The organism is Escherichia sp. KTE159 (assembly GCF_000408805.1).
GTDB classification, from domain to species: Bacteria; Pseudomonadota; Gammaproteobacteria; order Enterobacterales; family Enterobacteriaceae; genus Escherichia; species Escherichia marmotae.
Window position 1 is genome coordinate 53,567 of record NZ_KE137292.1, and the last position, 25,964, is coordinate 79,530.

Here is a 25,964-nt window from a genome sequence, read left to right on the forward strand (position 1 = left end):
CGACTGCCGGGGCAGTACTTTGACGAAGAAACGGGGCTGCATTACAATCTGTTCAGATATTATGCGCCGGAGTGCGGGCGGTTTATCAGCCAGGGCCCGATAGGGCTGGCGGGTGGGCTGAACCAGTATGCTTATGCGCCTAATCCTCTTAAATATATTGATCCGCTTGGATTAACTCCATGTGCTGTTAGCAACCAAAAAGCGAATCGTTTATTAGATAGTGGTGAAACCAAAGTTACTGTTAGGTCTAGAAGTGACGCTGAACAATTGTTTATGGATAGATATTTAGGTCATAACTATAAAAATATGACAGGTGAGTCAGGCCCAAGCACTAAGAACTTAATGGAATATCTTACTGGAAATAAAACAAAAGCAGGTTCATATCATTGGGATGATATAAAAGATCCTTCTGTAACAAAACCTCCATATAGAGTATCAGGTCATGGACCAGGAAATCCTGATGGTGATTTACCACATTTACAAGTTCATCAACATGATGGGAGTGTTATACATATATTTTTCCCGTGGGAGACATAATAATGAACAATCTCAATACATTGTTACGTGGAAAGGTTTTGCTCAAAGAAATTAGTCCATTAATGCCTGGATATAGAACATGGGTTGAAATTTCATTGATCGATGAATTAAAACCATCTTATCCTTTTAGATTAGATGAATATGCTATGATAGGGCATTCACCTTATGCTAATGAATGTAGTAAAGATGACGCTAAATTTAAACTACGAATATCATCATTTTTAGCTTCTGACATAGATAATGAATACGATCCATCATATGATTATGTTGGAAAATATGAAGTTATCGCTTCACTTAATGAGTTAAAAGCTAGGTTAAGTACTCTTCATGTAAACTTGGAGCAATTTATAAATTCATCGGAAGATGATGAGTATCCATTATAATAAGACAGAATAAAAAGCCGGGAAGGTTTTAAAACTTTGGACTGCACCCCAAAAGTTGGACACCCAACTGATTAAGGTGCAGTTTTTTATGGCAAAGCCAAAATATTCTCTCGAAACCAGATTCGCTGTCGTTAATCATTATCTTGTCGGCTTTTTTATTATTTAACTCTCGTTCAGCACACTAAACATCCTGTTCCGCATCCCCTTAACAGACGGTTTAACCTGATAACGTTCCTTCCTCAGTTCCTGCACTTCGTCGCTGTCAGCGATGATGGTCAGCCACCCAGTGGCATTAATGACAGGCTGCCTGGTGTTCAGCTATGACCGGAGCGGCTGGCTGACCGGTAGTATGGGGCAGAGGGAACAGCGGCGGACAACGTTTGTGTGGGAAAGATTCCGGCTGTTGCAGGAGACAACGTGGCAGGGAAAGCGGACGTACCTGTACGACGCGGAACAGTCGTACACGCTAGTGGCGGCAATCACCGGGCGTGGAGAAAGCCGGAAAATCTGGTATTACCACACGGACGTGACGGACACGGTGCAGGAGGTGAGCGCAGCGGACGGGACGCTGGTGTGGGCGGGCTACCAGGCGGGATTTGGTGAAAACCGGGGCAACATCAGCAACAGCGGGGCGTACTTTGAACAGCCGCTGCGACTGCCGGGGCAGTACTTTGACGAAGAAACGGGGCTGCATTACAATCTGTTCAGATATTATGCGCCGGAGTGCGGGCGGTTTATCAGCCAGGATCCGATAGGGCTGAAAGGTGGTTTAAACCCTTACACGTATCCATTGAATCCTATTACAGATATTGATCCTCTTGGTCTTATTACTTGTGGTGTCGATATAGGTGATCCTGGTGAGTTATTAAGGTGCAAAATGGTTGAAAATAATTGTATCAGTAAATGTTCATTTTCTTCCTTACCTACAAAAAGTAACGGATTTGCTTTCTGGAATTGTGTTAACGAATGTAAAGAAAATCAAGGTTGTTGATATTTTTTATTACAGGAGAGTGTATGGTTAGCGATAAAAATACAGCTATATTAATTAGTGAATTAATGTTGAAATTCGGTAAGGAACTTGATGAGTCCGTTGCTGTTGTTCAATCTCACTGTGATGAAGATGAATTTAAGGCATACCGGGATGCGGTTGGCTTTATAATGGGTGGAATGCTTATTAAAATAATGAATCCGTTATATGAAAAGCATCCTGAAATAAAACCAAAAGGATTAAATTAAAGCGTTTAAAAAACCGGGGAGATATTTAATCTCCCGAGCCTGTACATAGATTTGTGTAATTGCCTGATTTTGATATGTTCAATCCAGCATCAAATGAAGGTTAATTTATGGACGAAAAACAGTTACAGGCTCTGGCTAACGAACTGGCCAAAAACCTCAAAACCCCTGAAGACCTCAGTCAGTTTGATCGGCTGCTGAAAAAGCTCAGCGTTGAAGCCGCTCTCAATGCAGAGATGACACACCATCCTGGGTATGAGAAAAATCAGTCCAGACCAGGAGCTAACTCCCGCAACGGTTTTTCCACAAAGACCGTTATCACAGGCGACGGTCCACTGGAACTGCGTACTCCGCGCGATCGTGACGGTACCTTCGAACCACAACTTGTAAAGAAAAATCAGACCCGTATTACCGGGATGGATAACCAGATCCTCTCGTTGTATGCCAAAGGGATGACCACCCGTGAGATAGCTGCTGCGTTCAAAGAACTGTATGACGCAGATGTTTCACCGGCACTGATATCAAAGGTTACCGATGCCGTGATGGAGCAGGTTGTAGAATGGCAAAACCGACCACTGGATGCTGTTTACCCCATTGTTTATCTTGACTGTATCGTCCTGAAAGTTCGGCAGGACAGTCGCGTCATCAACAAATCGGTGTTCCTGGCACTGGGCATCAATATCGAAGGTCAGAAAGAACTGCCAGGTATGTGGCTGGCCGAAAATGAAGGGGCGAAGTTCTGGCTCAATGTGCTGACTGAACTGAAAAACCGCGGTCTGAACGATATCCTCATCGCCTGTGTGGATGGCCTGAAAGGCTTCCCGGATGCCATCAACACAGTATATCCGAAGGCCCGCATCCAGTTATGCATCGTGCATATGGTGCGCAACAGCCTGCGCTTCGTGTCATGGAAGGACTACAAAGCCGTCACTCGCGACCTGAAAGCGATTTATCAGGCTCCCACGGAAGAGGCAGGCCAGCAGGCACTGGAAGCGTTCGCTGCGGCCTAGGACTGTCGCTATCCTCAGATAAGCCGAAGCTGGCAGGCTAACTGGCCGAATCTTGCCACGTTCTTCGCTTATCCAACGGACATCCGCAAAGTGATCTATACGACGAATGCCATCGAGTCGCTAAACAGCGTGATCCGCCATGCGATCAAAAAGCGTAAAGTGTTCCCGACAGACGACTCGGTGAAAAAAGTGGTGTGGCTGGCAATCCAGTCTGCGTCCCAGAAATGGACGATGCCGTTGAAGGACTGGCGAATGGCAATGAGCCGCTTTATTATCGAGTTCGGTGACCGCCTGGACGGTCACTTCTGAGAAAAGGCATTTACACAGAATCTTAAACAGGCTCTATTCCAGCAGCAACTGGTAGAGTACCAAGTATAATATTGCCATAATTTGTGAGTTAACAATGAGTTACTATGATTTGTATGGATTTTCTGGAAGAGATTTAAATGAGGCTCGTGAATTACTGGAGTCGTCGCTGAATATATTTTTTATCGAAAGGGATAGTTCTTATCATGGTGTCTATTATATTTCAGGTGATAAGAAGCATGAACATTTTATCTTAAAGGAAAATATTGATTTATTAGATGACGAACCTGATGAGATGGATTATCCAGAACATAATTATCTTCTTTATATTAATGATACATCCAGACCTTCTGAATTAAAATACATCATATTGAAATCTGCAAAATTTATTTTACTTAGAAGTGAGCGAGTTTAATTTATAATGAGCCGGGATCATCTTCCCGGCTTTTTTATTATTTAACTCTCGTTCATCACACTAAACATCCCGTCCCGCATCCCCTTAACAGACTGTTTAACCTGATAAATTTCCTTCCTCAGTTCCTGTACTTCGTCGCTTTCTGCGATCAGGCTTAGGCATCCCTCCGAGATCTTCACGGTAAGGTTCGTGCCGATCTCAACTCCCGCTTCTCTCACCTATCTGGCGCTGATTTCACCACAACCTGAACTCATCCGCATCCTGCCATGCCGGGAATTTTTCGCGATACTCCCGTAACGCCACCATCGAAAGTTCAGCGTCTATACGCGTAGCCTGATGTGGTTCGGCGGTGGCGATAATCTCGCCTTGCGGATTAATCACCCGGCTGTCGCCGCGATAGTGGCAGCCGTTGCCATCGCTGCCGACGCGATTACATCCCGCGACATACGCCTGATTCTCAATCGCGCGTGCCGTCAGCAATGCTTGCCAGTGCAAAGAGCGCGGGGCAGGCCAGTTGGCAACGTAGATTGCGAGGTCATAATCATTGAGATTGCGCGACCACACCGGAAAGCGCAGGTCGTAGCACACCAGCGGCAAAATACGCCAGCCGCGCCATTGCACAATCACTCGCTCATTGCCTGCTTTATAATGCAGATGTTCATCCGCCATCCGGAACAGATGACGTTTATCATAAAAATGCACCGTGCCGCCTGGCTCTACCAGCAAAAATCGATTAACCGAACCAGCGTCCGTTTGCAATGCAACACTACCTGCAATCAGCGCATTGCACTGTTGCGCTTTAGCGGTCATCCAGTTCACAACATCATCTTGCGCTAGCGATGAAACCGCAGCTTCCATGGCAAAGCCGCTGGTAAACATCTCCGGTAGAACGATCACATCGCGCCCGGTAATACCTTCCAGTTGACGATCAAAATGGCGCAGGTTGGCAGGACCATCCATCCACACCAACGGTTGCTGCAAAAGCGTAATCTTCAAACCAGGCACGGTGTACAACTCCTTTATTTGAGGGGTTTTATAACTTTAACACTTTATCGGGTTATTACCTTACTGCGGTAGAGATTGATAACAAATGCTGATATTGGAAATATCTTATTTGCAAATTACTGTGTTATAGCCAATCTTTAGGGCGTTAATAACATGGGCAGGATAAGCTCGGGAGGAATGATGTTTAAGGCAATAACGACAGTCGCCGCTTTGGTCATCGCCACCAGTGCAATGGCGCAGGATGATTTAACCATTAGCAGCCTGGCAAAGGGTGAAGCCACCAAAGCAGCGTTTAATCAGATGGTGGAAGGGCATAAGTTGCCCGCCTGGGTGATAAAAGGCGGTACTTATACCCCCGCGCAAACAGTGACGTTGGGAGATGAGACGTATCAGGTGATGAGTGCGTGCAAACCGCATGACTGCGGCTCGCAACGTATTGCGGTGATGTGGTCCGAGAAATCTAATCAGATGACGGGGTTGTTCTCGACTATTGATGAGAAAACGTCGCAAGAGAAGCTCACCTGGCTGAATGTGAACGATGCGCTCTCGATTGATGGTAAAACGGTGCTGTTCGCCGCGTTGACCGGCAGCCTGGAAAACCATCCGGATGGCTTTAATTTTAAATAATTAGCGGATAAAGAAACGGAGCCTTTCGGCTCCGTTCTGATTGTTGACAAAGTACGCGTTGTTCATGCCGGATGCGGCGTGAACGCCTTATCCGTCCTACAAAATCGTGAAAATTCAATATATTGCATGAATCACGTAGGCCTGGTAAGCGTAGCACATCAGGCAATCTTACGTTTGTCATCAGTCTCAAATGAAACCTTTCGGCATTACGCGGCTTCAACTTTCCGTACTTTCTCCGGCAACTTTACCGGCTTCGTCGCCAGCTCTTCCGGGTCAAAGTCATCAACGTTAATACTGCGCAGACGGCTCTCTTCTGCTTTTACCAGAATGGCGGCTTCATCTTTATCAATCAGCCCCTTCGCCAGCGCGTTGTGCGCCAGTTCATCCAGACGGGTAAACGGCAGGTTTTTACCCAGCTCTTTACAGATCCGCTGATGAATCGGGTCGGCGGCAATCACATCCACCAGCGCCTCTTCCAGTAAACCAACCGGATTATGCTCGCTCGGCGTCAGGTACTGACCGCGACCAATGCGTGAACGGGTGGCGTTTGGCACTTGTAAAATCTTCGCCACTTTATGATCCAGCTTGTCAGATGGTGCCAGATAATGACGTCCGGTCGGGAAGATCACCACATTCAGCAACCCGGCAACCACGCGGTTCGGGAAGTTTTGCAGTAAATCATCCATCGCCTGTTCAGCCTGATACAGCGCATCCTGTACGCCCCAGTGCACCAGCGGCAGGTCGGCTTCATTGCGGCCTTCATCGTCATAACGCTTCAGAACGGCAGAGGCGAGGTAAAGCTGACTTAAAATATCCCCCAGACGTGCCGAGATACGCTCACGACGTTTCAGGCTGCCACCCAGCACCGCCATCGAGACATCAGAAAGCAGGGCGAGGTTGGCGCTCAGGCGGTTCAGGTGCTGATAATAACGTTTAGTCGCATCGCCGGTTGGCGTGCTGCTGGTTAAACCGCGCGTCAAACCAAGCCAGAAGCTGCGAACTTTGTTGCTACCGACGTGACCGATATGTTTGAACAGCAACTTATCAAATGCGTTAACGTCATTATTTTTCGCCGCTTCCATCTCTTCCAGCACATACGGATGGCAACGAATCGCTCCCTGACCGAAGATCATCATGCTGCGGGTCAGAATGTTGGCACCTTCAACGGTGATGGCGATCGGCGCGCCCTGGTAAGCTCGTGCCAGGAAGTTGCTCTGCCCGAGCATAATGCCTTTACCGCCGGTGATATCCATCGCATCAATAATCGACTGCTGCCCGCGATGGGTACAGTGATACTTAACGATAGCCGACAGCACGGCGGGTTTTTCACCGAGCATAATGCCGTAGGTAATCAGCGACGCCGCAGCATCCATTACGTAGGCGTTCCCGGCAATACGCGCCAGCGGCTCTTCAATCCCTTCCATCTTACCGATAGAGATTTTGAACTGACGACGAATGTGAGCATACGCACCGGTTGCCAGAGCCACCGACTTCACGCCGCCGGTTGAGTTGGAAGGCAGGGTGATGCCACGGCCCACCGAGAGACACTCCACCAGCATCCGCCAGCCTTGCCCGGCCATTTTCGGGCCGCCGATAATGTAATCGATCGGTACGAAAACATCTTTGCCGCGTGTCGGTCCGTTCTGAAATGGCACGTTCAGCGGGAAGTGGCGACGACCAATTTCCACGCCCGGCGTGGTGGTTGGGATTAGTGCACAGGTAATACCTAAATCTTCATCACCGCCGAGCAGTTTTTCTGGATCAGAGAGCTTAAACGCCAGTCCGAGCACGGTCGCAATCGGTGCCAGCGTAATGTAGCGTTTGTTCCAGGTCAGACGCATTCCCAGCACCTGCTGCCCCTGCCATTCACCCATGCAGACAATCCCGGTATCTGGAATCGCACCCGCATCGGAACCCGCTTCCGGGCTGGTCAGTGCAAAGCAAGGGATTTCCTGACCACGCGCCAGACGTGGCAGATAGTGATTTTTCTGCTCGTCAGTACCGTAATGTTGCAGCAGTTCGCCCGGACCTAATGAGTTCGGCACGCCGACGGTAATCGCCAGGATCCCGCTCACGCCGGAGAGTTTTTGCAGCACGCGAGACTGGGCATAAGCCGAGAACTCCAGTCCGCCGTACTCTTTTTTGATGATCATCGCGAAGAAACGATGCTCTTTAAGGTACGCCCACAGCTCCGGCGGCAGATCCGCCAGTTCATGGGTAATCTGGAAATCATTCGCCATCCGGCAGGCTTCTTCTACCGGACCGTCGATAAACGCTTGCTCTTCAGCAGTCAGGCGTGGTTGTGGATAGTTATGCAGCTTTTTCCAGTCCGGTTTGCCCTGGAACAAGTCACCTTCCCACCAGGTGGTGCCTGCATCAATCGCTTCTTTCTCGGTGCGCGACATCGGCGGCATCACCTTACGGAAACCACGAAACACCGGCGCAGAAATCATCGATTTACGCATAGGCGCAAAGTTAAACGGCACGAGGATAATGGCCAGAGGCACCAGTACCCACGCCGACCACAGACCTGCGACGCCGAGGGAGGCTGTCCAGGCGAGCAAAAGCAGACTGCTGAAAAATAAGCTCACGCGGTGATAAAACAACGCGCCGAGCAGGACAACCGTAGCGAGAATACTCAAAATCATCATAACGAAAAGCCCCTTACTTGTAGGAGGTCTGACCACTTGTGATGATATGGTTGTAGTAGATGTAAAAATATTTAGCAATGTATTTACAATATAATTACAACAAAGCTCACATTGTTGCTGTTTTTATCCCCACTTCAGGTCAAAAAGTCCTGGCCATTGCGCTGCCCTGGACTTCTCGCTTCTGGCGGTATCCGGTACACTGCATTTTGTCTATTTAATTTATGCTGAAGGATATCCTCATGTACCAGGATCTTATTCGTAACGAACTGAACGAAGCGGCGGAAACGCTGGCTAACTTTTTAAAAGATGACGCCAATATTCACGCCATTCAGCGCGCGGCGGTCCTGTTAGCAGACAGCTTTAAAGCCGGTGGTAAGGTGCTTTCCTGCGGCAACGGCGGCTCCCATTGCGATGCTATGCACTTTGCAGAAGAGTTGACCGGTCGTTACCGTGAAAACCGTCCGGGCTATCCGGCGATTGCCATTTCTGATGTCAGCCACATCACCTGCGTCGGTAACGATTTTGGATTTAACGATATTTTCTCCCGCTACGTTGAAGCGGTAGGTCGCGAAGGTGACGTGCTGCTGGGGATCTCCACTTCCGGTAACTCTGCAAACGTGATCAAAGCGATCGCGGCGGCGCGTGAGAAGGGGATGAAAGTGATCACCCTGACCGGTAAAGACGGCGGCAAAATGGCTGGCACAGCGGATATTGAAATTCGCGTTCCGCACTTTGGCTATGCCGACCGTATTCAGGAAATTCACATTAAAGTGATCCATATTCTGATCCAGTTAATCGAAAAAGAGATGGCTAAGTAAGTCTGGCGTAGGCCGGATAAGGCGTTTACGCCGCATCCGGCATTTGTGCGCTGATGCCTGATGCGACGCTGACGCGTCTTATCATGCCTACAAATCTGTACCCGAACTGTAGGCCGGATAAAACGTTTACGCCGCGTCCGGCCAGAAAATCCTTAAACCAATCTTCGCCGGGGGCATTCCCCTGCTGTTGTGGAGGTTACCGATGTGCGAACTGCTCGGGATGAGCGCCAACGTCCCAACCGATATCTGCTTTAGTTTCACTGGGCTTGTGCAGCGCGGTGGTGGAACCGGGCCGCATAAAGATGGCTGGGGGATCACTTTTTACGAAGGAAAAGGTTGTCGCACATTTAAAGATCCACAACCCAGCTTTAATTCCCCCATCGCCAAACTGGTTCAGGACTATCCGATAAAATCCTGCTCGGTAATCGCTCATATTCGCCAGGCGAATCGGGGTGAGGTGGCGCTGGAAAACACTCACCCGTTTACCCGTGAACTGTGGGGACGCAACTGGACGTATGCGCATAATGGGCAACTGACGGGCTATAAATCACTGGAAACCGGCAACTTTCGCCCGGTGGGCGAAACCGACAGCGAAAAAGCCTTCTGCTGGTTGTTGTATAAATTGACGCAGCGTTATCCGCGCACACCGGGCAACATGGTGGCGGTATTTAAATATATCGCCTCACTGGCGGATGAACTGCGGCAGAAGGGCGTCTTCAACATGCTGCTTTCGGACGGACGTTACGTGATGGCGTATTGTTCAACCAATCTGCACTGGATCACCCGCCGCGCGCCGTTTGGCGTGGCAACGTTGCTGGATCAGGATGTGGAAATCGACTTCAGCTCGCAGACCACACCGAATGATGTGGTCACGGTGATTGCAACTCAGCCGCTGACGGGCAATGAAACCTGGCAAAAGATTATGCCAGGCGAATGGCGCTTATTTTGCCTCGGGGAGCGTGTAGTTTGATGCCAGTTGTGGTTGCACCACTTCGTGGCTCAACGGCTTGCTGACCACGTAACGGCCATTGACGACAGAAACCGTCGGTGGCTTACGAGTCTGTTCAAAGTAGTCGTAGCCCGGCTTCAGTTGTTCCCAGAAGTCCTTAAAGTTGGAATACTTATGGCGCTTCATATTGGCGTCGGTCATGCGGAAAGGATAAATGCTCACCTGCACACTCGGCTGACCAAACACCAGTGCGCCAGTAACGAACTGGAAAATCTCATCAATACCCTGATTGGTCATCGCGTAGCAACCGATAGAAACACAATCGCCGTGAATCATCAGGTATTTCCCTTCGTAACCATGCGCGCGGTCATAGGCGTTGGGGAAACCAATATTAATTGCTTTGTAGTAACGGCTGTCTGGTTTTAATTGATTACGCTGAACGCTATAAAACCCTTCCGGACTTTTGAAATCGCCCTGACGCTGTTTGGGGCCTAACCCGCCGGAATATTTACAAATTTTGTAGCTGTCGAGTAATTGATATTGCTCGCCCATTTTGACGTAGAGATCGAGCGTGCGCTCTTCCTTGAAGATTTGGATGTAGACAGGGGATCCCATCAACTGCTGCTTATACTCTTTGCTCACTGGCGTGGTGGAACTACCGCTGCCCAGCAAACTGGCAAACGAAACGCACGGGATCAACAACATCGCAAGAATTAATGCGATTTTACGCATACTGCTTATTCCTTGATAAAACGGTTACACACGCCAGGGCGGCAAAATAGATCCCAAATCGGAATAGTCTGGATTTGGAAGGCTCACATTAGCACCAAAAGAGTTTTACGCAAGCCTGTCGGTGCTGGGTTTACAAATTTAGCATAAGGGGCGATTTTCAAAAGTCCGAAAAGCGGCTGTATAGCGGATTTATTACTTATTTCCTAAGGTTATGAAACTGCAATAGTAATATGCAAATAAGCGATTAATAATCCTATTTACCCACCCGCTCCTTTAAAATTATCACCTTCATTCAGCCAGTTTATATCCTTCATGTATTCGTTCTCTCACGGCAGATTTCTGCGCCTGGGCGTGTTTTCTTTGTCCCTTTGGCTTCCTATATTTGCCAACGCCACTCCCACATCACACACCTCCTTCAGTTACGCCGCCCGCCAGCGGATGCAAAACCGTGCGCGATTGCTAAAGCGATACCACGCGCATCTGAAAAAACAGGCCAGCTACATTGTAGAAGGGAACGCACAAAGCAGAAGGGCGCTGCGCCAGCACAACCGCGAGCAGATAAAACAGCATCCAGAATGGTTTCCTGCGCCGCTCAAGTCGAGTGACAGACGCTGGCAGGCGTTGGCAGAAAACAACCATTTCTTAAGCAGCGACCACCTGCACAATATCACCGAAGTGGCGATCAACCGCCTGGAGCAACAGCTTGGTAAGCCTTACGTCTGGGGCGGCACGCGGCCTGATAAAGGCTTCGACTGCAGCGGGTTGGTTTTTTATGCCTACAACAAAATTCTCGAGGCGAAGCTCCCGCGCACGGCCAATGAGATGTATCACTACCATCGGGCAACGATTGTGGCGAATAACGACCTGCGCCGGGGAGATTTGCTGTTTTTCCATATCCACAGCCGCGAGATAGCCGATCATATGGGCGTGTATCTGGGCGATGGGCAATTTATCGAGTCGCCACGTACCGGCGAAACCATTCGGATAAGCCGGTTAGCTGAACCTTTCTGGCAGGACCATTTTTTAGGTGCTCGGCGGATTTTGACGGAAGAGACGATTTTGTAGGACGGATAAGGCGTTTACGCCGCATCCGGCAATTGTGCTCCGATGCCTGATGCGACGCTGGCGCGTCTTATCATGCCTACAAATCTGTGCATTTTTGCGAGCCGCTTTCCCGATATAACATAACCTCATTGTCGACTTTTCCTTTTCTTCTTACCGTTGAGAAAAAGGAGTCGCTATGTCTGAATATCGTCGTTATTACATCAAGGGGGGAACCTGGTTTTTCACGGTAAATTTACGGAATCGTCGAAGCCAGCTTTTGACCACCCAGTATCAGATGCTCCGTAACGCCATTGTTAAAGTTAAGCGAGCCAGACCTTTTGAAATTAACGCCTGGGTAGTTTTGCCGGAGCATATGCACTGTATCTGGACATTACCCGAGAGCGATGATGATTTTTCTTCTCGCTGGCGGGAGATTAAAAAGCAATTCACCCATGCTTGTGGATTGCAAAATATCTGGCAACCGCGTTTTTGGGAGCACGCCATCCGCAATACCAAAGACTATCGCCATCATGTTGATTATATTTATATAAATCCAGTAAAACATGGCTGGGTAAAGCAAGTAAGTGATTGGCCATTCTCAACGTTTCATCGCGATGTCACGAAAGGGTTATATCCCATCGATTGGGCGGGAGACGTAATGGATTTTAGTGCCGGGGAGCGTATCATTTTGTAATTGTGCGCTGGTGCCGGATGCGCTTATGCTTATCCGGCCTACAAATTTGTGCCTTAACCGTAGGCCGGATAAGGCGTTCACGCCGCATCCGGCAATATGCACCGATGCCGGATTCTTACATCAACGCCCCCATAATCTTCAACTCCAGCTCATCCGGCACTTCGTTATACGACAGCACATGCAGCCCCGGCGCAAACAACCTTGCGTAGCGCGCCAGCAAAGGGCGTAACTGCGGCGGCACCAGCAGCACCGGGTCTTTCCCCGCCGCTTTCATCTGTTCCTTCACCTGCGGCATCGTACTCTGGAACTGGTTGAGCATATTCGGGTCAACCGGCACGCTGTCGAGCATCACTTTCCCGCCCTGTTGCGCCTGATTCACCACGTTGGTCAGCAGATTTTCCAGTTCATTATTCAGCGTATACACCGTCAGCTCCTGCTTGCGAACGAACGGATGGGTAATACTGCGCCGCAGCGCCAGGCGCACATCGGCCGCCAGCAGAATATGATCCTTGGTCACCGTGCTACTGGCGACCAGTACGGTGGCGATGGTGACGATATCGCGCAGGGAAACGCCTTCGGTCAACAGAGCCCGGTACACCTTCAGCAACTGGCTGTAGTTCAGCGCCGCGCTCAAATCTTCCGCCAGTCGCGGAGCCATCGACGACAGGCGGTTATGCAACTGCGTGATGTCATCATAGTTAAACAAATCAGGAATATAGCTGCGTACAATCTTGTTCACATGGGTGGCAATCACGCTGGCGCTGTCGATCACCTGATACCCCATATTCAGCGCCTTCGCTTTCTGCGCAGGCTGTATCCAGGTCACCGGCATTCCATACGCCGGGTCGTTACCCAGAACGCCATCAATCTCGCCGTAGGTTTCGCTGGAGGGCAGGGCCATCAGTTTATCCGCCGGAATATCCGCTTCATCAGCCTTAATGCCGTTGATGAAAATGGCGTACTGACTGGGCTTGAGGCGGAAGTTTTCCCGAATGCGGATCTCCGGCAACAGCACGCCGTTGCCGTCGGAAATCACCTGCCGGACGCCGCGAATACGCTGGGTGAGCGGGTTGCCCTGCGCTTTATCCACCAGCGCCACCAGCTTGTAGCCGAGGCTTAAACTGATGGGCTCAATCAGCGGAATGGTTTCCCAACTGACCTGTTGATCGCTGGTTTCGGTGATGGTGCGGGTCAGCGTTTCGAGGCTTTTCTCTTCCGCCTCCGCTGCCTGCGGGCGTTTGCTCATTCGCCAGCCGGTATAGCCAAGCAGGGCGCTGAACATCAGGAACGGCAGGTGCGGCATTCCCGGCACCACCGCCAGCACAAACATAATTCCGGTGGCGGTGTAGAGCACCGACGGGCTTGCCAGGAGCTGGTTACGCACGTCATGGGCGATATCGCCGTTATCGCTGACGCGGGTGACGATAATCGCCGCCGCCGTGGAGAGCAGCAGGGAAGGGATCTGCGCCACCAGCCCGTCACCGATGGTCATCAGCACATACTGCTGGAAAGCGGCATCGGCGCTCAGGTTATATTTGAAAATCCCGATACAGACACCGCCGATCAGGTTGATCGCCAGAATCATCATCCCGGCGATGGCATCGCCACGCACAAACTTCGACGCCCCGTCCATCGCGCCGTAGAAATCGGCCTCGCTGGCAACGTCTTTACGCCGGGTTTGCGCCTGTGCCTGGTTGATCAATCCGGCGTTAAGATCGGCGTCAATCGCCATCTGCTTGCCGGGCATCGCGTCCAGGGTAAAGCGGGCAGAAACCTCGGAAATACGCTCGGCTCCTTTGGTGACGACGATAAAGTTGATTGTCAACAGCGTCAGTAAATCTGAGCGGGAAAGCATTATCGCCGCGCTGCACGGGCAGTCGATTTTCAACGGCGGTGGATTGTCGCCGTTAAATAAAATTAGCCCGACCCACCCGCCGAAACCCGCTACCGTGGCGGTGCCGGAAGAGACGGAGAAAAAAGTGCGCGATGTGAACGAGAAAACGGCGCTGCTTAAGAAGAAATCCGCCACCGAGCTTGGCGAACTGGCGACCGATATCAACATCATCGCCCGCGATGCGCATATGGAAGCGAATCTGGAGATGGAAATTGTCCCGCAGGGATTGCGCGTGCTGATTAAAGACGACCAGAACCGCAATATGTTTGAACGCGGCAGCGCGAAGATTATGCCGTTCTTTAAAACCCTGCTGGTGGAGCTCGCGCCGGTGTTCGACTCGCTCGATAACAAAATTATTATTACCGGGCATACCGATGCGATGGCCTATAAAAACAATATCTACAACAACTGGAACCTTTCGGGCGACCGCGCGCTTTCGGCTCGTCGCGTGCTGGAAGAAGCCGGAATGCCAGAAGATAAAGTGATGCAGGTGAGTGCGATGGCTGACCAGATGTTGCTGGATACCAAAAATCCGCAAAGCGCGGGTAACCGACGTATTGAGATTATGGTGCTGACCAAAAGCGCGTCCGATACGCTGTATCAATATTTTGGCCAGCATGGCGACAAAGTGGTGCAGCCGTTGGTACAAAAGCTGGATAAACAGCACGGGTAGCAAAAACTACCTCTTGTAGTCTGGACAAGACGTGCCAGCGTCGCATCCGGCGATAAGGGGGCAGATTGCTGAATCTTTACGCATTTCTCAAACCCTGAAAACACTGTATACTTTACCAGTGTTGAGAGGTGAGCAATGCGTAAAATCATTCATGTGGATATGGACTGTTTTTTCGCAGCGGTGGAGATGCGCGACAATCCCGCCCTGCGCGATATCCCTATTGCTATTGGCGGCAGCCGCGAACGTCGGGGGGTGATCAGCACCGCTAATTATCCCGCGCGTAAATTTGGTGTACGCAGTGCAATGCCGACCGGTATGGCGCTCAAATTATGCCCACATCTTACGCTGCTTCCGGGGCGCTTTGACGCTTACAAAGAAGCCTCGAATCATATCCGCGAAATCTTCTCGCGCTACACTTCGCGCATTGAACCGCTGTCGCTGGATGAAGCCTATCTTGACGTCACCGACAGCGTACATTGCCACGGTTCTGCGACCCTCATTGCCCAGGAAATCCGCCAGACGATTTTTAACGAGTTGCAACTGACGGCGTCTGCGGGCGTCGCGCCGGTAAAGTTTCTCGCTAAAATCGCTTCTGACATGAATAAACCCAACGGTCAGTTTGTGATTACTCCGGCTGACGTTCCGGCATTTCTGCAAACCCTGCCGCTGGCGAAAATTCCCGGTGTCGGCAAAGTGTCGGCGGCAAAACTGGAAGCGATGGGGCTGCGAACCTGCGGCGATGTGCAAAAGTATGATCTGGTGATGTTGCTCAAACGTTTTGGCAAATTTGGCCACATTTTATGGGAGCGTAGTCAGGGCATCGATGAGCGCGATGTTAACAGCGAACGCCTGCGCAAATCCGTCGGCGTGGAACGCACGATGGCGGAAGATATTCATCACTGGTCTGAATGTGAAGCGATCATTGAGCGGCTATACCCGGAGCTGGAACGCCGTCTGGCGAAGGTAAAACCAGATTTGCTGATTGCTCGTCAGGGGGTGAAGTTAAAGTTCGACGATTTTCAGCAAACCACTCAGGAACATGTCTGGCCGCGATTGAATAAAGCTGACCTAATCGCCACCGCGCGTAAAACCTGGGATGAACGCCGCAGCGGGCGCGGTGTGCGGCTGGTGGGCTTGCATGTGACGTTGCTGGATCCGCAAATGGAAAGACAACTGGTGTTGGGGTTATGAATAACATATCAATAAGAGACTATCGGCCCGGAGATTTTCAGCACATATGCGCTATTTTCCTTAGAGCGGTTACGATGACGGCTAGCCAACATTATTCTCCGCAGCAAATTGCCGCTTGGGCGCAGATTGATGAAACACGCTGGAAGAAAAAAATCGCGCAATCACAAGTGCGGGTTGCGGTCATTGATGAGCAACCAGTCGGATTTATTACGCTAATTGACCGCTATATCGACTTATTATTTGTTGACCCGAAATACACCCGCCGCGGTGTCGCCAGCGCCTTGTTAAAACCATCGATTAAGTCTGAATCCGAACTTACAGTAAATGCCAGCATAACGGCGAAACCCTTTTTTGAACGTTATGGTTTTCAGGTAGTTAAGCAGCAGAACGTTGAATGCCGGGGAGAGTGGTTGACTAATTTTTATATGCGTTATCAGCAGCCAGATTAATTCCAGCTTGCAATGTAAATATTGCCTGCCTAGTATGTGCGCGTTTTCTTATTCCACAAACTGCAAGGAGGTCAATCATGACAAATTCTTTATCAATGACGCTTTGCAGACCTTTCCAGGATTAATTCTTTTTTTTGCCCTGGATTCGTCTGCCATTTTCTGATTTTTTAATTGTTACTCTTGATAATTTGAGTCGCAGCTCATGCAACTTGAAGTATGATGAGTATAAATGGAATGGTACATGGGCAAATATATTCGTCCTTTATCCGATGCGGTATTTACCATCGCATCCGATGACCTGTGGATCGAGAGTTCAGCGATCCAACAATTACACACCACAGCAAAACTTCCCGATATGCAACGCGTAGTAGGGATGCCAGATTTACACCCCGGACGCGGCTACCCGATTGGCGCAGCCTTCTTCTCCGTTGGGCGTTTTTACCCGGCGCTGGTCGGCAATGATATCGGTTGCGGCATGGCGCTATGGCAAACAGATATCCTTGCCCGCAAATACAATGCCGATAAGTTTGAAAAGCGATTGTCTGCTCTGGATGATGTTGCCGAAGAAAGCTGGCTGGAGGAAAACCTGCCGTCAGCGTTTGCACAGCATCCGTGGCGCAGCTCGCTGGGTTCCATCGGCGGCGGCAATCACTTCGCTGAACTGCAACAGATTGATCAAATCATCAACGCTGAGTTGTTTGCACTGGCTGGTATGGATGCGCGGTATTTGCAACTGCTGGTTCATAGCGGCTCGCGTGGTTTGGGGCAGTCTATTTTACAGCGACATATTGCCTCGTTTTCTCATCATGGCTTGCCAGAAGTCTGTGACGACGCGCTACGTTATATCGCGGAGCATGACGATGCGTTGGCGTTTGCGCGTATGAATCGCCAGATGATTGCTTTGCGCATGATGCAGCAGGTGAAGGCGACGGGAAGTCTGGTTCTGGATGTGGCACATAACTTTATTACCGCGAGTCAAATTGGCGATCAACAAGGCTGGTTACATCGTAAAGGGGCAACGCCAGATGATAGCGGTCTGGTGGTTATCCCCGGCTCACGCGGTGATTTCTCGTGGCTGGTTCAGCCTGTCATTTGTGAAGAAACATTACATTCGCTGGCGCATGGGGCAGGACGCAAATGGGGACGTACCGAGTGTAAAGGGCGTCTGGCGGCGAAATACACCGTGACGCAACTCTCGCGTACTGAACTTGGCAGCCGGGTAATTTGCCGCGATAAACAACTCATCTTCGAAGAAGCGCCGCAGGCCTATAAATCAGCAGAAAGCGTGGTGCAATGCCTGGTACGGGCCGGTTTAGTTAATCCAGTCGCGCGGTTGCGTCCGGTACTGACGCTCAAAAACAGTGGAGGGAAAAAAGGATGATCTTGTTGCAACTCTCCTCTGCCCAGGGGCCAGAAGAATGCTGTCTCGCCGTCAAAAAGGCGCTGGACAGGCTGATTAAAGAAGCTACCCAACAGCGCGTCGCGGTAACGGTGCTGGAAACAGAAACGGGGCGCTACTCTGACACGCTGCGTTCGGCGCTGGCCTCTTTGGATGGCGATAATGCATGGGCATTAAGTGAACGCTGGTGTGGTACGATTCAGTGGATTTGCCCAAGCCCGTATCGACCTCATCATGGACGTAAAAACTGGTTTCTGGGCATTGGGCGTTTTACCGCTGATGAGCAGGAACAATCAGATGCGATCCGTTATGAGACGTTGCGCTCGTCGGGGCCGGGCGGTCAACATGTCAATAAAACCGACTCGGCGGTGCGCGCCACGCATCTGGCAAGTGGGATTTGTGTGAAGGTACAATCGGAACGTAGCCAGCATGCTAACAGACGGCTGGCGCGATTGCTGATTGCCTGGAAGCTGGAACAACAGCAACAGGAAAATAGTGCGGCGCTGAAATCGCAGCGGCGAATGTTCCATCATCAGATTGAACGTGGTAACCCGCGACGGACGTTTACAGGGATGGCTTTTATCGCTGTGTAATTCAGGAACATGTCCCGCCGTTTTCTCCGTGAAAGCAGCGGGTGAAAACGAAAGGAATCATCATGTTTATCGGTCATCTTCCGGCTGGATATTTAATAAATTGTACTTTAGTAAAACGCTTGCCGCTGATTGCTCGTCATGCGCGGAGGGTGATGGTTATTGGCTTAGTCGGGGCAGTTGCACCCGATTTTGATCTCTTCTGGTGCTATCTGATTGATAGCGGGCAACGTCATCATCATCTTTACCCGTCTCATTGGCCATTGCTATGGTTCACACTTTTGGCTGCGACGCTATTCTGGGCTGGCGTCGCGAAGAATAAACTTCCGCCGTGGTTGGGGGTGACATTTTGCCTGAATGGTATTGTACATTTATTACTTGATACGCTGGTTGGGGATATCTGGTGGCTAATGCCTTTCGTTAATAAACCGTTTGCGCTATTTCATATTACGGCGGTACATCAGCCGTGGTGGCTAAATTTTTTATTACACTGGTCGTTTTTACTGGAGTTGATATTGGTAACGGCGGCTATTGCTGTGTGGTGCAAGCGTAATGTCAAAATGATGATTGTAAAACGCGTGAAAAAATTGTTCTGACGTCAGGCTGCGTAACATATTTCCTTGGGAAATTCTCTCGTGGTTAAATATGTTCTTCTGACTTTGCCCCAGGCTCTGAGCATAAAAAAACTCTGCTTTTCACCTTCAAGCTCTTTCACGGATTTCAGCGCGAAATTTTCTTTGGTGATCAAAAATTCCCCCCATGAAATATGGTCGCAGCTATACAAATATGCGACTTTTTCATGGGTTTCATAATGCTTTGTTATTTCAATGTAAAGCGCCATACAATTCTGCCCTTCATCCTTGAACAGTCCACGCCCGCAGGCGTGGACGTTATCGTTATTACTTCACAGGAATTTCTTTCAGCAGTTCAGTCAGCAGTGTCCAGTAATGACCAACGCTTTCGATATGAACTTGCTCATCCGGAGAGTGTGGACCAGTGATGGTTGGCCCGATAGAAACCATGTCCATTTCCGGATACGGTTTTTTGAACAGACCACATTCCAGGCCCGCGTGGATAATCTGGATGTTCGGCGTCTTGTTGAACAGACGCTGATAGGTTTCCCGTACCAGATGCATCACCGGAGAGTTAGCGTCCGGCTGCCAGCCAGGATATGCGCCTTTCGCTTCGGTCTTCGCGCCTGCCAGTTTACCCAGTGAATCCAGCATGCTCACCACGTAGTCTTTACCGCTGTCGATCAGCGAACGGATCAGACAGTGAATTTCTACGTTGTTGTCGGTCATGGTCACCACACCGACGTTCAGTGAGGTTTCAACCACGCCTTTTGCCACGTCGGAGTTACGGATAACGCCGTTCGGGGTGGCGTTCAACAGGCGAATAAAGGTATCGCGAGATTTAGCAATTAGTGCAGCTTTATCGTTCGCTACAGAGTCCAGCAACAATGCCAGGTTTTTCTCTTTCTCTGCCAGCTCGTTTTTCAGGATATCCTGATAGGTATTCACCAGAGATTTCAGTGCATCGACTTTATCGGCTGCAACAGCGATGGTCGCAAAGGCTTCACGCGGAATGGCGTTACGCAGTGTGCCACCGTTGAAATCGATAAGGCGCAGATCCAGCTCTTCTGCATGACCTGCCAGGAAGCGTACCAACAGTTTGTTGGCATTACCCAGGCCAACGTGGATTTCACCGCCGGAGTGGCCGCCTTTCAGACCTTTTAAGGTTAACTTAAAGGTTTCAAAGCCAGCCGGAACCGCTTCACGATCCAAATGCAGGTTAGAGGTGAAGTCGATACCACCCGCACAACCCATATAGATTTCACCTTCTTCTTCAGAGTCGGTGTTAATCAGAATGTCAGCCTGTAACCAGTTGCTCTGTAAGCCGAACGCGCCATCCATACCGGCTTCTTCGGTCATGGTCAGCAGCACTTCCAGCGGACCATGAACCACGTTGTCATCGGCAAGAACCGCCAGCGCAGAGGCCATACCAATACCGTTATCCGCGCCCAGCGTTGTGCCGCGTGCTTTAACCCATTCGCCATCAATATAAGGCTGGATAGGATCTTTAGTGAAGTCGTGCACGGTGTCGTTGTTTTTCTGTGGCACCATATCGAGGTGAGCCTGCAGGACGACCGGTTTACGGTTTTCCATACCTGCAGTGGCAGGTTTACGAATCAGGATATTCCCCACCTGATCGCGTTCGACATGGAAACCTTTCTCTTTTGCCCAACCTACAATGTATTCAGCAAGCTGCTCTTCGTGGTAGGACGGGTGAGGAATAGAACAGATTTTGGCAAAAATATCCCACAGCGGCTGTGGAGATAATTGAGACAGTTCAGACACGTTAAGTCTCCTTGTCGATCACCCGCAAAACAGTATTGCAGGTCACAGGGTTAGCAGAAAATGTTGTCAGCACAAGTCAGGCTTGCGAGATATGTTTGAGAATACCACTTTATCCAGCGACAGGTAGTAGCAGTGCGCAAAAAGACGCGGACTTATGTGAAATACTGGTTTTTAGTGCGTCAGATCTCTATAATCTCGCGCAACCTATTTTCCCCTCGAACACTTTTTAAGCCGTAGATAAACAGGCTGGGACACTTCACATGAGCGAAAAATACATCGTCACCTGGGACATGTTGCAGATTCATGCACGTAAACTGGCAAGCCGCCTGATGCCTTCAGAACAATGGAAAGGCATTATTGCCGTTAGCCGTGGCGGTCTGGTGCCCGGAGCCTTACTGGCGCGTGAACTGGGTATTCGTCATGTCGATACCGTATGTATTTCCAGCTACGATCACGACAACCAGCGTGAACTGAAAGTACTGAAACGCGCAGAAGGCGATGGTGAAGGCTTCATCGTCATTGATGACCTGGTAGATACCGGCGGTACTGCGGTGGCAATCCGTGAAATGTATCCAAAAGCGCACTTTGTCACCATCTTCGCTAAACCGGCTGGTCGTCCGCTGGTTGATGATTATGTTGTTGATATCCCGCAAAATACCTGGATTGAGCAGCCGTGGGATATGGGCGTGGTGTTCGTTCCGCCTATCTCTGGTCGTTAATCTTTTCAACGCCTGGCTTTGCCGGGCGTTGTTCTTTTTGACGTCAGGCAGGTTACAATAGCTTCCAGTAAGTATTCCTGGAGGCTGCATCCATGACACAGGCTAACCTGAGCGAAACCCTGTTCAAACCCCGCTTTAAACACCCTGAAACCTCGACGCTAGTCCGCCGTTTTAACCGCGGTACGCAACCGTCGGTGCAGTCGGCCCTCGATGGCAAAAATATTCCTCACTGGTATCGTATGATTAACCGCCTGATGTGGATCTGGCGTGGCGTTGATCCGCGTGAAATCCTCGATGTCCAGGCGCGTATTGTGATGAGCGATGCCGAACGCACCGACAATGATTTATACGATACGGTGATTGGCTACCGCGGTGGCAACTGGATTTATGAGTGGGCCACCCAGGCAATGCTGTGGCAACAGAAAGCCTGTGCGGAAGAAGACCCGCAAGTCAGCGGGCGTCACTGGCTGCACGCTGCTACGTTGTACAATATTGCCGCCTATCCGCACTTGAAGGGCGATGATCTGGCTGAACAGGTACAGGCGTTGTCAAATCGCGCGTATGAAGAAGCGGCGCAACGTCTGCCTGGCACCATGCGGCAGATGGAGTTTACTGTGCCGGGCGGCGCGCCCATCATTGGCTTTTTGCATATGCCAAAAGGCGATGGCCCATTCCCGACAGTATTAATGTGTGGTGGTTTGGATGCGATGCAAACAGACTATTACTCCCTTTATGAGCGCTATTTTGCACCGCGCGGCATTGCGATGCTGACTATTGATATGCCTTCGGTCGGTTTTTCCTCAAAATGGAAACTCACCCAGGATTCCAGCTTGCTGCACCAACATGTTTTAAAGGCGTTGCCAAACGTGCCGTGGGTGGATCACACACGCGTCGCAGCCTTTGGTTTCCGTTTTGGTGCTAACGTTGCCGTGCGCCTCGCATACCTTGAATCGCCGCGTCTGAAAGCCGTTGCCTGTCTTGGGCCGGTGGTTCACACCTTGTTGAGTGATTTTAAGTGCCAGCAACAGGTGCCGGAAATGTATCTTGACGTACTGGCCAGCCGTTTGGGGATGCATGATGCTTCCGACGAAGCGTTGCGCGTGGAGCTGAATCGCTATTCATTAAAAGTGCAAGGATTGTTGGGACGTCGTTGCCCAACGCCAATGTTATCAGGTTACTGGAAGAACGATCCGTTCAGCCCGGAAGAGGATTCCCGCTTAATCACTTCGTCATCTGCCGACGGTAAATTGTTAGAAATTCCATTTAATCCGGTGTATCGGAATTTTGACAAAGCGCTTCAGGAAATCACCGACTGGATCGAAAAACGATTGTGTTAAAAATTTGCTAAATTTTGTCAATTTGGTAAAACAGTTGCATCACAACAGGAGATCGCAATGACGTTACCGAGTGGACACCCGAAAAGCAGATTGATCAAAAAATTTACCGCACTTGGCCCGTATATTCGTGAAGGTAAGTGCGAAGATAATCGATTCTTTTTCGATTGTCTGGCTGTATGCGTCAACGTGAAACCCGCGCTGGAAGTGCGTGAGTTTTGGGGCTGGTGGATGGAACTGGAAGCGCAGGAGTCCCGTTTTACCTACAGTTATCAGTTCGGTCTGTTTGATAAAGCAGGTGACTGGACGAGTGTTCCGGTAAACGATGCAGAAGTGGTTGAGCGACTGGAGCATACTTTGCGTGAGTTTCATGAAAAGCTGCGTGAACTGCTGACGACGCTGAATTTTAAGCTGGAACCGGCGGATGATTTTCGCGATGAACCGGTGAAGTTAACGGCGTGAGTGAAATGTGCCGGATGCCTCGCATCCGGCAATATTAATTAAAACTGATACGTCATCCCAACCGCGACAATATCATCATTATTGATATTCAACTTATTATCGCTATCCAGTTGGTTGATTTTATAATCAACAAATGCTGACATGTTTTTGTTAAAATAATACGTGGCACCAACATCAATATAATTGACCAGATCCTCATCACCGATGCCTTCAATATCTTTCCCTTTTGATAATACGTAACCCAGGGATGGACGCAGACCAAAGTCGAACTGGTATTGTGCGACTGCTTCAAAGTTTTGCGTCTTATTGGCAAAGCCGCCAGAAATTGGTGTCATGTTACGCGTTTCAGAATAGAAGGTTGCCAGGTAAATATTATTAGCATCGTATTTAAGACCCGTAGCCCACGCTTCTGCGCGTTTACCCGTGCCACGGCTTTGCTGATTCTGCTCGTTGGTACGATCAGAGTTGGTATAGGCACCGCTGATAGCGAAATCACTGCCGCCAAAGTCATATGTCAGTGACGTACCGAAGCCATCGCCGTTCTGCTTTTTAACATCGCGGTTTTCGTTTTTTCCTTGATATTGCAAGGTCAGGTTCAGGCCATCAATAACGCCGAAGAAGTCGGTGTTACGATAAGTCGCCAGGCCGCTGGCGCGTTTAGTCATAAAGTTGTCGGTCTGGGCGGAGGAGTCGCCACCGAATTCCGGGAACATATCTGTCCAGGCTTCAACGTCATACAATGCGCCAAGGTTACGACCATAATCGAATGAACCTAAATCTTTATATTTCAATCCGGCAAAGGCGAGACGCGTTTTTTGCTGTGCGGTATCACTCTCCGCTTTATTTCCGGCAAACTCCGCTTCCCAACGACCATAACCGGTCAGTTGATCGTTAATTTGTGTTTCGCCTTTAAAACCAAAACGGATATAACTCTGATCGCCATCTTTACTCTCATTATCACTGATATAATGCATGGCTTTTACTTTGCCATAGACATCCAGTTTATTACCGTCTTTATTATATACTTCTGCAGCTTGTACGGATGCAGATGCCACAATGCCCATCACCACTAATGCCAGAGTGCTCTTTTTCATTTTCATTCCTGATTTTAATTAACGCACAAATATTCAGCGGGAGAGTCCCGTTGAAAACAGGAAAGTTTTTAACCTGAGATTGTTAAAGATATATTACAGATTAATAATATTCTTAAAATGTGGTAATTTATTAAATCTGTAATAAAAGCGTAAACAACGGCTGCTACGCTTGCTGATCCCGCGCAACAAAACGCCATGCTTTGCTCGCAGATGGTTGGCAACCGGCGACAGTCCTGCTAAAACGTTCGTTTGATATCATTTTTCCTAACATTGAATGGCAGAGAATCATGAGTGACAGCCAGACGCTGGTGGTAAAACTCGGCACCAGTGTGCTAACAGGCGGATCGCGCCGCCTGAACCGTGCCCATATTGTTGAACTTGTTCGCCAGTGCGCGCAGCTACATGCCGCCGGGCATCGGATTGTAATTGTGACGTCGGGCGCGATTGCCGCCGGACGTGAGCACCTGGGCTACCCGGAACTGCCAGCGACTATCGCCTCGAAACAACTCCTGGCGGCGGTAGGGCAGAGCCGACTGATTCAATTGTGGGAACAACTGTTTTCAATTTACGGTATTCACGTCGGGCAGATGCTGCTGACGCGTGCAGATATGGAAGATCGTGAACGCTTCCTGAACGCCCGCGATACCCTGCGTGCGTTGCTCGACAACAACATCGTTCCGGTAATTAATGAGAATGATGCTGTCGCTACGGCAGAGATTAAAGTTGGCGACAACGATAATCTCTCGGCGTTAGCGGCAATTCTGGCCGGTGCCGATAAACTGCTGCTGCTGACCGATCAAAAAGGTTTGTATACCGCAGACCCGCGCAGTAATCCTCAGGCGGAACTGATTAAAGATGTTTACGGTATTGATGATGCGCTGCGCGCGATTGCCGGTGACAGCGTTTCAGGCCTTGGAACCGGCGGCATGGGCACCAAGTTGCAGGCGGCTGATGTAGCCTGTCGTGCGGGTATCGATACCATTATTGCCGCGGGTAGCAAGCCAGGCGTCATTGGCGACGTGATGGGAGGTATCCCGGTTGGTACGTTGTTCCATGCCCAGGCTACTCCGCTTGAAAACCGCAAACGCTGGATTTTTGGCGCGCCGCCAGCGGGTGAAATTACTGTAGATGAAGGGGCGACCGCCGCTATTCTTGAACGCGGCAGTTCCCTGTTGCCGAAAGGCATTAAAAGCGTGAGTGGCAACTTCTCCCGCGGTGAAGTCATCCGCATTTGCAACCTCGAAGGTCGCGATATTGCTCACGGCGTTAGCCGCTATAACAGCGATGCATTGCGCCGTATTGCCGGACACCACTCGCAAGAAATTGATGCAATACTGGGATATGAATACGGCCCGGTTGCCGTTCACCGTGATGACATGATTACCCGTTAAGGAGCAG

Annotated in this window: 24 protein-coding genes and 5 pseudogenes; 21 read left to right on the top strand and 8 right to left on the bottom strand. The window is 50.0% G+C overall.

The window, feature by feature from the left end:
* Positions 1–537: RHS repeat-associated core domain-containing protein (locus tag A31E_RS20920; protein WP_016248339.1), on the top strand; the 537-nt coding region annotated here is incomplete at its 5' end.
* A gap of 2 nt (positions 538–539) precedes the next feature.
* Positions 540–920, top strand: coding sequence for a hypothetical protein (locus A31E_RS20915; protein ID WP_001515772.1), 381 nt, complete (start codon positions 540–542; stop codon positions 918–920).
* A gap of 162 nt (positions 921–1,082) precedes the next feature.
* Here A31E_RS20915 and A31E_RS26350 read toward each other — a convergent pair.
* Positions 1,083–1,205 (bottom strand): annotated as a pseudogene (locus A31E_RS26350) (toxin SymE, type I toxin-antitoxin system family protein); the annotation flags it as partial.
* Between the two features lie 85 nt (positions 1,206–1,290).
* On the opposite strand from A31E_RS26350, the pseudogene A31E_RS0122095 reads away from it, so the two are divergent.
* From A31E_RS0122095 to A31E_RS20900, 4 genes and pseudogenes are all read left to right on the top strand, one after another.
* Positions 1,291–1,746, top strand: a pseudogene (locus A31E_RS0122095) (RHS repeat-associated core domain-containing protein); the annotation flags it as partial.
* A 130-nt stretch (positions 1,747–1,876) separates the two neighbouring features.
* Positions 1,877–2,156 (top strand): annotated as a pseudogene (locus tag A31E_RS20910) (hypothetical protein).
* Between the two features lie 107 nt (positions 2,157–2,263).
* A pseudogene (locus tag A31E_RS23755) lies at positions 2,264–3,472 on the top strand (IS256-like element IS1414 family transposase).
* 94 nt (positions 3,473–3,566) lie between these two features.
* A complete protein-coding gene (locus A31E_RS20900; protein ID WP_016248343.1) occupies positions 3,567–3,884 on the top strand; it encodes a hypothetical protein in 318 nt (105 codons plus the stop codon).
* A 234-nt stretch (positions 3,885–4,118) separates the two neighbouring features.
* On the opposite strand, the gene yafV is transcribed toward A31E_RS20900, so the two are convergent.
* Positions 4,119–4,889: a 2-oxoglutaramate amidase gene (yafV, locus tag A31E_RS20895; protein WP_001118059.1), complete on the bottom strand. Its 771-nt coding sequence runs from the start codon at positions 4,887–4,889 to the stop codon at positions 4,119–4,121.
* A 180-nt stretch (positions 4,890–5,069) separates the two neighbouring features.
* On the opposite strand from yafV, the gene ivy reads away from it, so the two are divergent.
* Positions 5,070–5,516 (top strand): Ivy family C-type lysozyme inhibitor, encoded by a 447-nt coding sequence (gene ivy / locus A31E_RS20890; protein ID WP_016248344.1) that lies wholly within the window; start codon positions 5,070–5,072, stop codon positions 5,514–5,516.
* 206 nt (positions 5,517–5,722) lie between these two features.
* On the opposite strand, the gene fadE is transcribed toward ivy, so the two are convergent.
* Positions 5,723–8,167: an acyl-CoA dehydrogenase FadE gene (fadE, locus tag A31E_RS20885; protein WP_016248345.1), complete on the bottom strand. Its 2,445-nt coding sequence runs from the start codon at positions 8,165–8,167 to the stop codon at positions 5,723–5,725.
* Positions 8,168–8,406: 239 nt separating this feature from the next.
* Between fadE and lpcA the strand changes: the two genes are divergently transcribed.
* On the top strand, positions 8,407–8,985 hold the full coding sequence (gene lpcA / locus A31E_RS20880; protein WP_000284053.1) for a D-sedoheptulose 7-phosphate isomerase: 579 nt from the start codon (positions 8,407–8,409) through the stop codon (positions 8,983–8,985).
* A gap of 202 nt (positions 8,986–9,187) precedes the next feature.
* Positions 9,188–9,955 (top strand): class II glutamine amidotransferase, encoded by a 768-nt coding sequence (locus tag A31E_RS20875; RefSeq protein WP_001515775.1) that lies wholly within the window; start codon positions 9,188–9,190, stop codon positions 9,953–9,955.
* On the opposite strand, the gene dpaA is transcribed toward A31E_RS20875, so the two are convergent.
* Positions 9,926–10,666 (bottom strand): peptidoglycan meso-diaminopimelic acid protein amidase, encoded by a 741-nt coding sequence (gene dpaA, locus A31E_RS20870; protein ID WP_001225687.1) that lies wholly within the window; start codon positions 10,664–10,666, stop codon positions 9,926–9,928. The genes A31E_RS20875 and dpaA overlap by 30 nt on opposite strands.
* Positions 10,667–10,978: 312 nt before the next feature.
* Here dpaA and A31E_RS20865 point away from each other — a divergent pair, with 312 nt between their 5' ends.
* Both A31E_RS20865 and rayT read left to right on the top strand, forming a co-directional pair.
* On the top strand, positions 10,979–11,731 hold the full coding sequence (locus A31E_RS20865; RefSeq protein ID WP_016248346.1) for a C40 family peptidase: 753 nt from the start codon (positions 10,979–10,981) through the stop codon (positions 11,729–11,731).
* Between the two features lie 175 nt (positions 11,732–11,906).
* Positions 11,907–12,404 carry an REP-associated tyrosine transposase RayT gene (rayT, locus tag A31E_RS20860; protein WP_016248347.1) on the top strand — a complete coding sequence of 166 codons (498 nt, stop codon included), beginning with the start codon at positions 11,907–11,909 and terminating at the stop codon, positions 12,402–12,404.
* A 115-nt stretch (positions 12,405–12,519) separates the two neighbouring features.
* On the opposite strand, the pseudogene A31E_RS20855 reads toward rayT, so the two are convergent.
* Positions 12,520–14,238, bottom strand: a pseudogene (locus A31E_RS20855) (flagellar biosynthesis protein FlhA); the annotation flags it as partial.
* Between A31E_RS20855 and lafU the strand changes: the two are divergent.
* From lafU to A31E_RS20825, 6 genes are all read left to right on the top strand, one after another.
* Entirely contained in the window at positions 14,204–14,971 is a 768-nt protein-coding gene (lafU, locus tag A31E_RS20850) for a putative lateral flagellar export/assembly protein LafU (protein WP_000207585.1), read from the top strand. The pseudogene A31E_RS20855 and the gene lafU overlap by 35 nt on opposite strands.
* A 135-nt stretch (positions 14,972–15,106) precedes the next feature.
* A complete protein-coding gene (gene dinB, locus A31E_RS20845) occupies positions 15,107–16,162 on the top strand; it encodes a DNA polymerase IV (protein WP_001226159.1) in 1,056 nt (351 codons plus the stop codon).
* Entirely contained in the window at positions 16,159–16,611 is a 453-nt protein-coding gene (locus A31E_RS20840; RefSeq protein ID WP_061090638.1) for a GNAT family N-acetyltransferase, read from the top strand. Before dinB ends, A31E_RS20840 begins: the two co-directional genes overlap by 4 nt.
* Before the next feature lie 241 nt (positions 16,612–16,852).
* Complete coding sequence (locus tag A31E_RS20835; protein WP_024191835.1) at positions 16,853–17,992, top strand: RNA ligase RtcB family protein; 1,140 nt, start codon at positions 16,853–16,855, stop codon at positions 17,990–17,992.
* A complete protein-coding gene (gene prfH / locus A31E_RS20830) occupies positions 17,989–18,603 on the top strand; it encodes a peptide chain release factor H (RefSeq protein WP_016248349.1) in 615 nt (204 codons plus the stop codon). Before A31E_RS20835 ends, prfH begins: the two co-directional genes overlap by 4 nt.
* Positions 18,604–18,665: 62 nt before the next feature.
* The gene (locus tag A31E_RS20825; protein WP_016248350.1) at positions 18,666–19,196 is read left to right on the top strand and encodes a metal-dependent hydrolase; all 531 of its coding nucleotides are present in this window, start codon (positions 18,666–18,668) and stop codon (positions 19,194–19,196) included.
* Between the two features lie 2 nt (positions 19,197–19,198).
* Here A31E_RS20825 and A31E_RS20820 read toward each other — a convergent pair whose 3' ends face one another.
* Positions 19,199–19,441: a hypothetical protein gene (locus A31E_RS20820; RefSeq protein ID WP_001515785.1), complete on the bottom strand. Its 243-nt coding sequence runs from the start codon at positions 19,439–19,441 to the stop codon at positions 19,199–19,201.
* A gap of 58 nt (positions 19,442–19,499) precedes the next feature.
* Positions 19,500–20,957 (bottom strand): cytosol nonspecific dipeptidase, encoded by a 1,458-nt coding sequence (pepD, locus tag A31E_RS20815; RefSeq protein ID WP_016248351.1) that lies wholly within the window; start codon positions 20,955–20,957, stop codon positions 19,500–19,502.
* A 260-nt stretch (positions 20,958–21,217) separates the two neighbouring features.
* Here pepD and gpt point away from each other — a divergent pair, with 260 nt between their 5' ends.
* From gpt to crl, 3 genes are all read left to right on the top strand, one after another.
* Positions 21,218–21,676 carry a xanthine phosphoribosyltransferase gene (gpt, locus tag A31E_RS20810; RefSeq protein ID WP_001291991.1) on the top strand — a complete coding sequence of 153 codons (459 nt, stop codon included), beginning with the start codon at positions 21,218–21,220 and terminating at the stop codon, positions 21,674–21,676.
* Positions 21,677–21,768: 92 nt separating this feature from the next.
* The gene (frsA, locus tag A31E_RS20805; protein ID WP_000189571.1) at positions 21,769–23,013 is read left to right on the top strand and encodes an esterase FrsA; all 1,245 of its coding nucleotides are present in this window, start codon (positions 21,769–21,771) and stop codon (positions 23,011–23,013) included.
* Between the two features lie 57 nt (positions 23,014–23,070).
* A complete protein-coding gene (gene crl, locus A31E_RS20800; RefSeq protein WP_016248352.1) occupies positions 23,071–23,472 on the top strand; it encodes a sigma factor-binding protein Crl in 402 nt (133 codons plus the stop codon).
* A gap of 38 nt (positions 23,473–23,510) precedes the next feature.
* Here crl and phoE read toward each other — a convergent pair whose 3' ends face one another.
* Positions 23,511–24,566 (bottom strand): phosphoporin PhoE, encoded by a 1,056-nt coding sequence (gene phoE / locus A31E_RS20795; RefSeq protein WP_001515788.1) that lies wholly within the window; start codon positions 24,564–24,566, stop codon positions 23,511–23,513.
* 287 nt (positions 24,567–24,853) lie between these two features.
* Between phoE and proB the strand changes: the two genes are divergently transcribed.
* On the top strand, positions 24,854–25,957 hold the full coding sequence (proB, locus tag A31E_RS20790) for a glutamate 5-kinase (protein WP_001515789.1): 1,104 nt from the start codon (positions 24,854–24,856) through the stop codon (positions 25,955–25,957).
* The last annotated feature ends 7 nt before the right edge of the window (positions 25,958–25,964 follow it).

Excerpts from the sequence above, each read along its gene's own strand:
- proB (WP_001515789.1), top strand. The coding sequence starts at position 24,854 with ATGAGTGACAGCCAGACGCTGGTGGTAAAACTCGGCACCAGTGTGCTA.
- A31E_RS20825 (WP_016248350.1), top strand. The coding sequence starts at position 18,666 with ATGTTTATCGGTCATCTTCCGGCTGGATATTTAATAAATTGTACTTTA.
- lpcA (WP_000284053.1), top strand. The coding sequence starts at position 8,407 with ATGTACCAGGATCTTATTCGTAACGAACTGAACGAAGCGGCGGAAACG.
- A31E_RS20865 (WP_016248346.1), top strand. The coding sequence starts at position 10,979 with ATGTATTCGTTCTCTCACGGCAGATTTCTGCGCCTGGGCGTGTTTTCT.
- ivy (WP_016248344.1), top strand. The coding sequence starts at position 5,070 with ATGTTTAAGGCAATAACGACAGTCGCCGCTTTGGTCATCGCCACCAGT.
- A31E_RS20820 (WP_001515785.1), bottom strand. The coding sequence starts at position 19,441 with ATGGCGCTTTACATTGAAATAACAAAGCATTATGAAACCCATGAAAAA.
- prfH (WP_016248349.1), top strand. The coding sequence starts at position 17,989 with ATGATCTTGTTGCAACTCTCCTCTGCCCAGGGGCCAGAAGAATGCTGT.
- phoE (WP_001515788.1), bottom strand. The coding sequence starts at position 24,566 with ATGAAAAAGAGCACTCTGGCATTAGTGGTGATGGGCATTGTGGCATCT.
- rayT (WP_016248347.1), top strand. The coding sequence starts at position 11,907 with ATGTCTGAATATCGTCGTTATTACATCAAGGGGGGAACCTGGTTTTTC.
- crl (WP_016248352.1), top strand. The coding sequence starts at position 23,071 with ATGACGTTACCGAGTGGACACCCGAAAAGCAGATTGATCAAAAAATTT.
- frsA (WP_000189571.1), top strand. The coding sequence starts at position 21,769 with ATGACACAGGCTAACCTGAGCGAAACCCTGTTCAAACCCCGCTTTAAA.
- A31E_RS20835 (WP_024191835.1), top strand. The coding sequence starts at position 16,853 with ATGGGCAAATATATTCGTCCTTTATCCGATGCGGTATTTACCATCGCA.
- dpaA (WP_001225687.1), bottom strand. The coding sequence starts at position 10,666 with ATGCGTAAAATCGCATTAATTCTTGCGATGTTGTTGATCCCGTGCGTT.
- A31E_RS20840 (WP_061090638.1), top strand. The coding sequence starts at position 16,159 with ATGAATAACATATCAATAAGAGACTATCGGCCCGGAGATTTTCAGCAC.
- A31E_RS20875 (WP_001515775.1), top strand. The coding sequence starts at position 9,188 with ATGTGCGAACTGCTCGGGATGAGCGCCAACGTCCCAACCGATATCTGC.
- gpt (WP_001291991.1), top strand. The coding sequence starts at position 21,218 with ATGAGCGAAAAATACATCGTCACCTGGGACATGTTGCAGATTCATGCA.
- dinB (WP_001226159.1), top strand. The coding sequence starts at position 15,107 with ATGCGTAAAATCATTCATGTGGATATGGACTGTTTTTTCGCAGCGGTG.
- A31E_RS20900 (WP_016248343.1), top strand. The coding sequence starts at position 3,567 with ATGAGTTACTATGATTTGTATGGATTTTCTGGAAGAGATTTAAATGAG.
- fadE (WP_016248345.1), bottom strand. The coding sequence starts at position 8,167 with ATGATGATTTTGAGTATTCTCGCTACGGTTGTCCTGCTCGGCGCGTTG.
- A31E_RS20915 (WP_001515772.1), top strand. The coding sequence starts at position 540 with ATGAACAATCTCAATACATTGTTACGTGGAAAGGTTTTGCTCAAAGAA.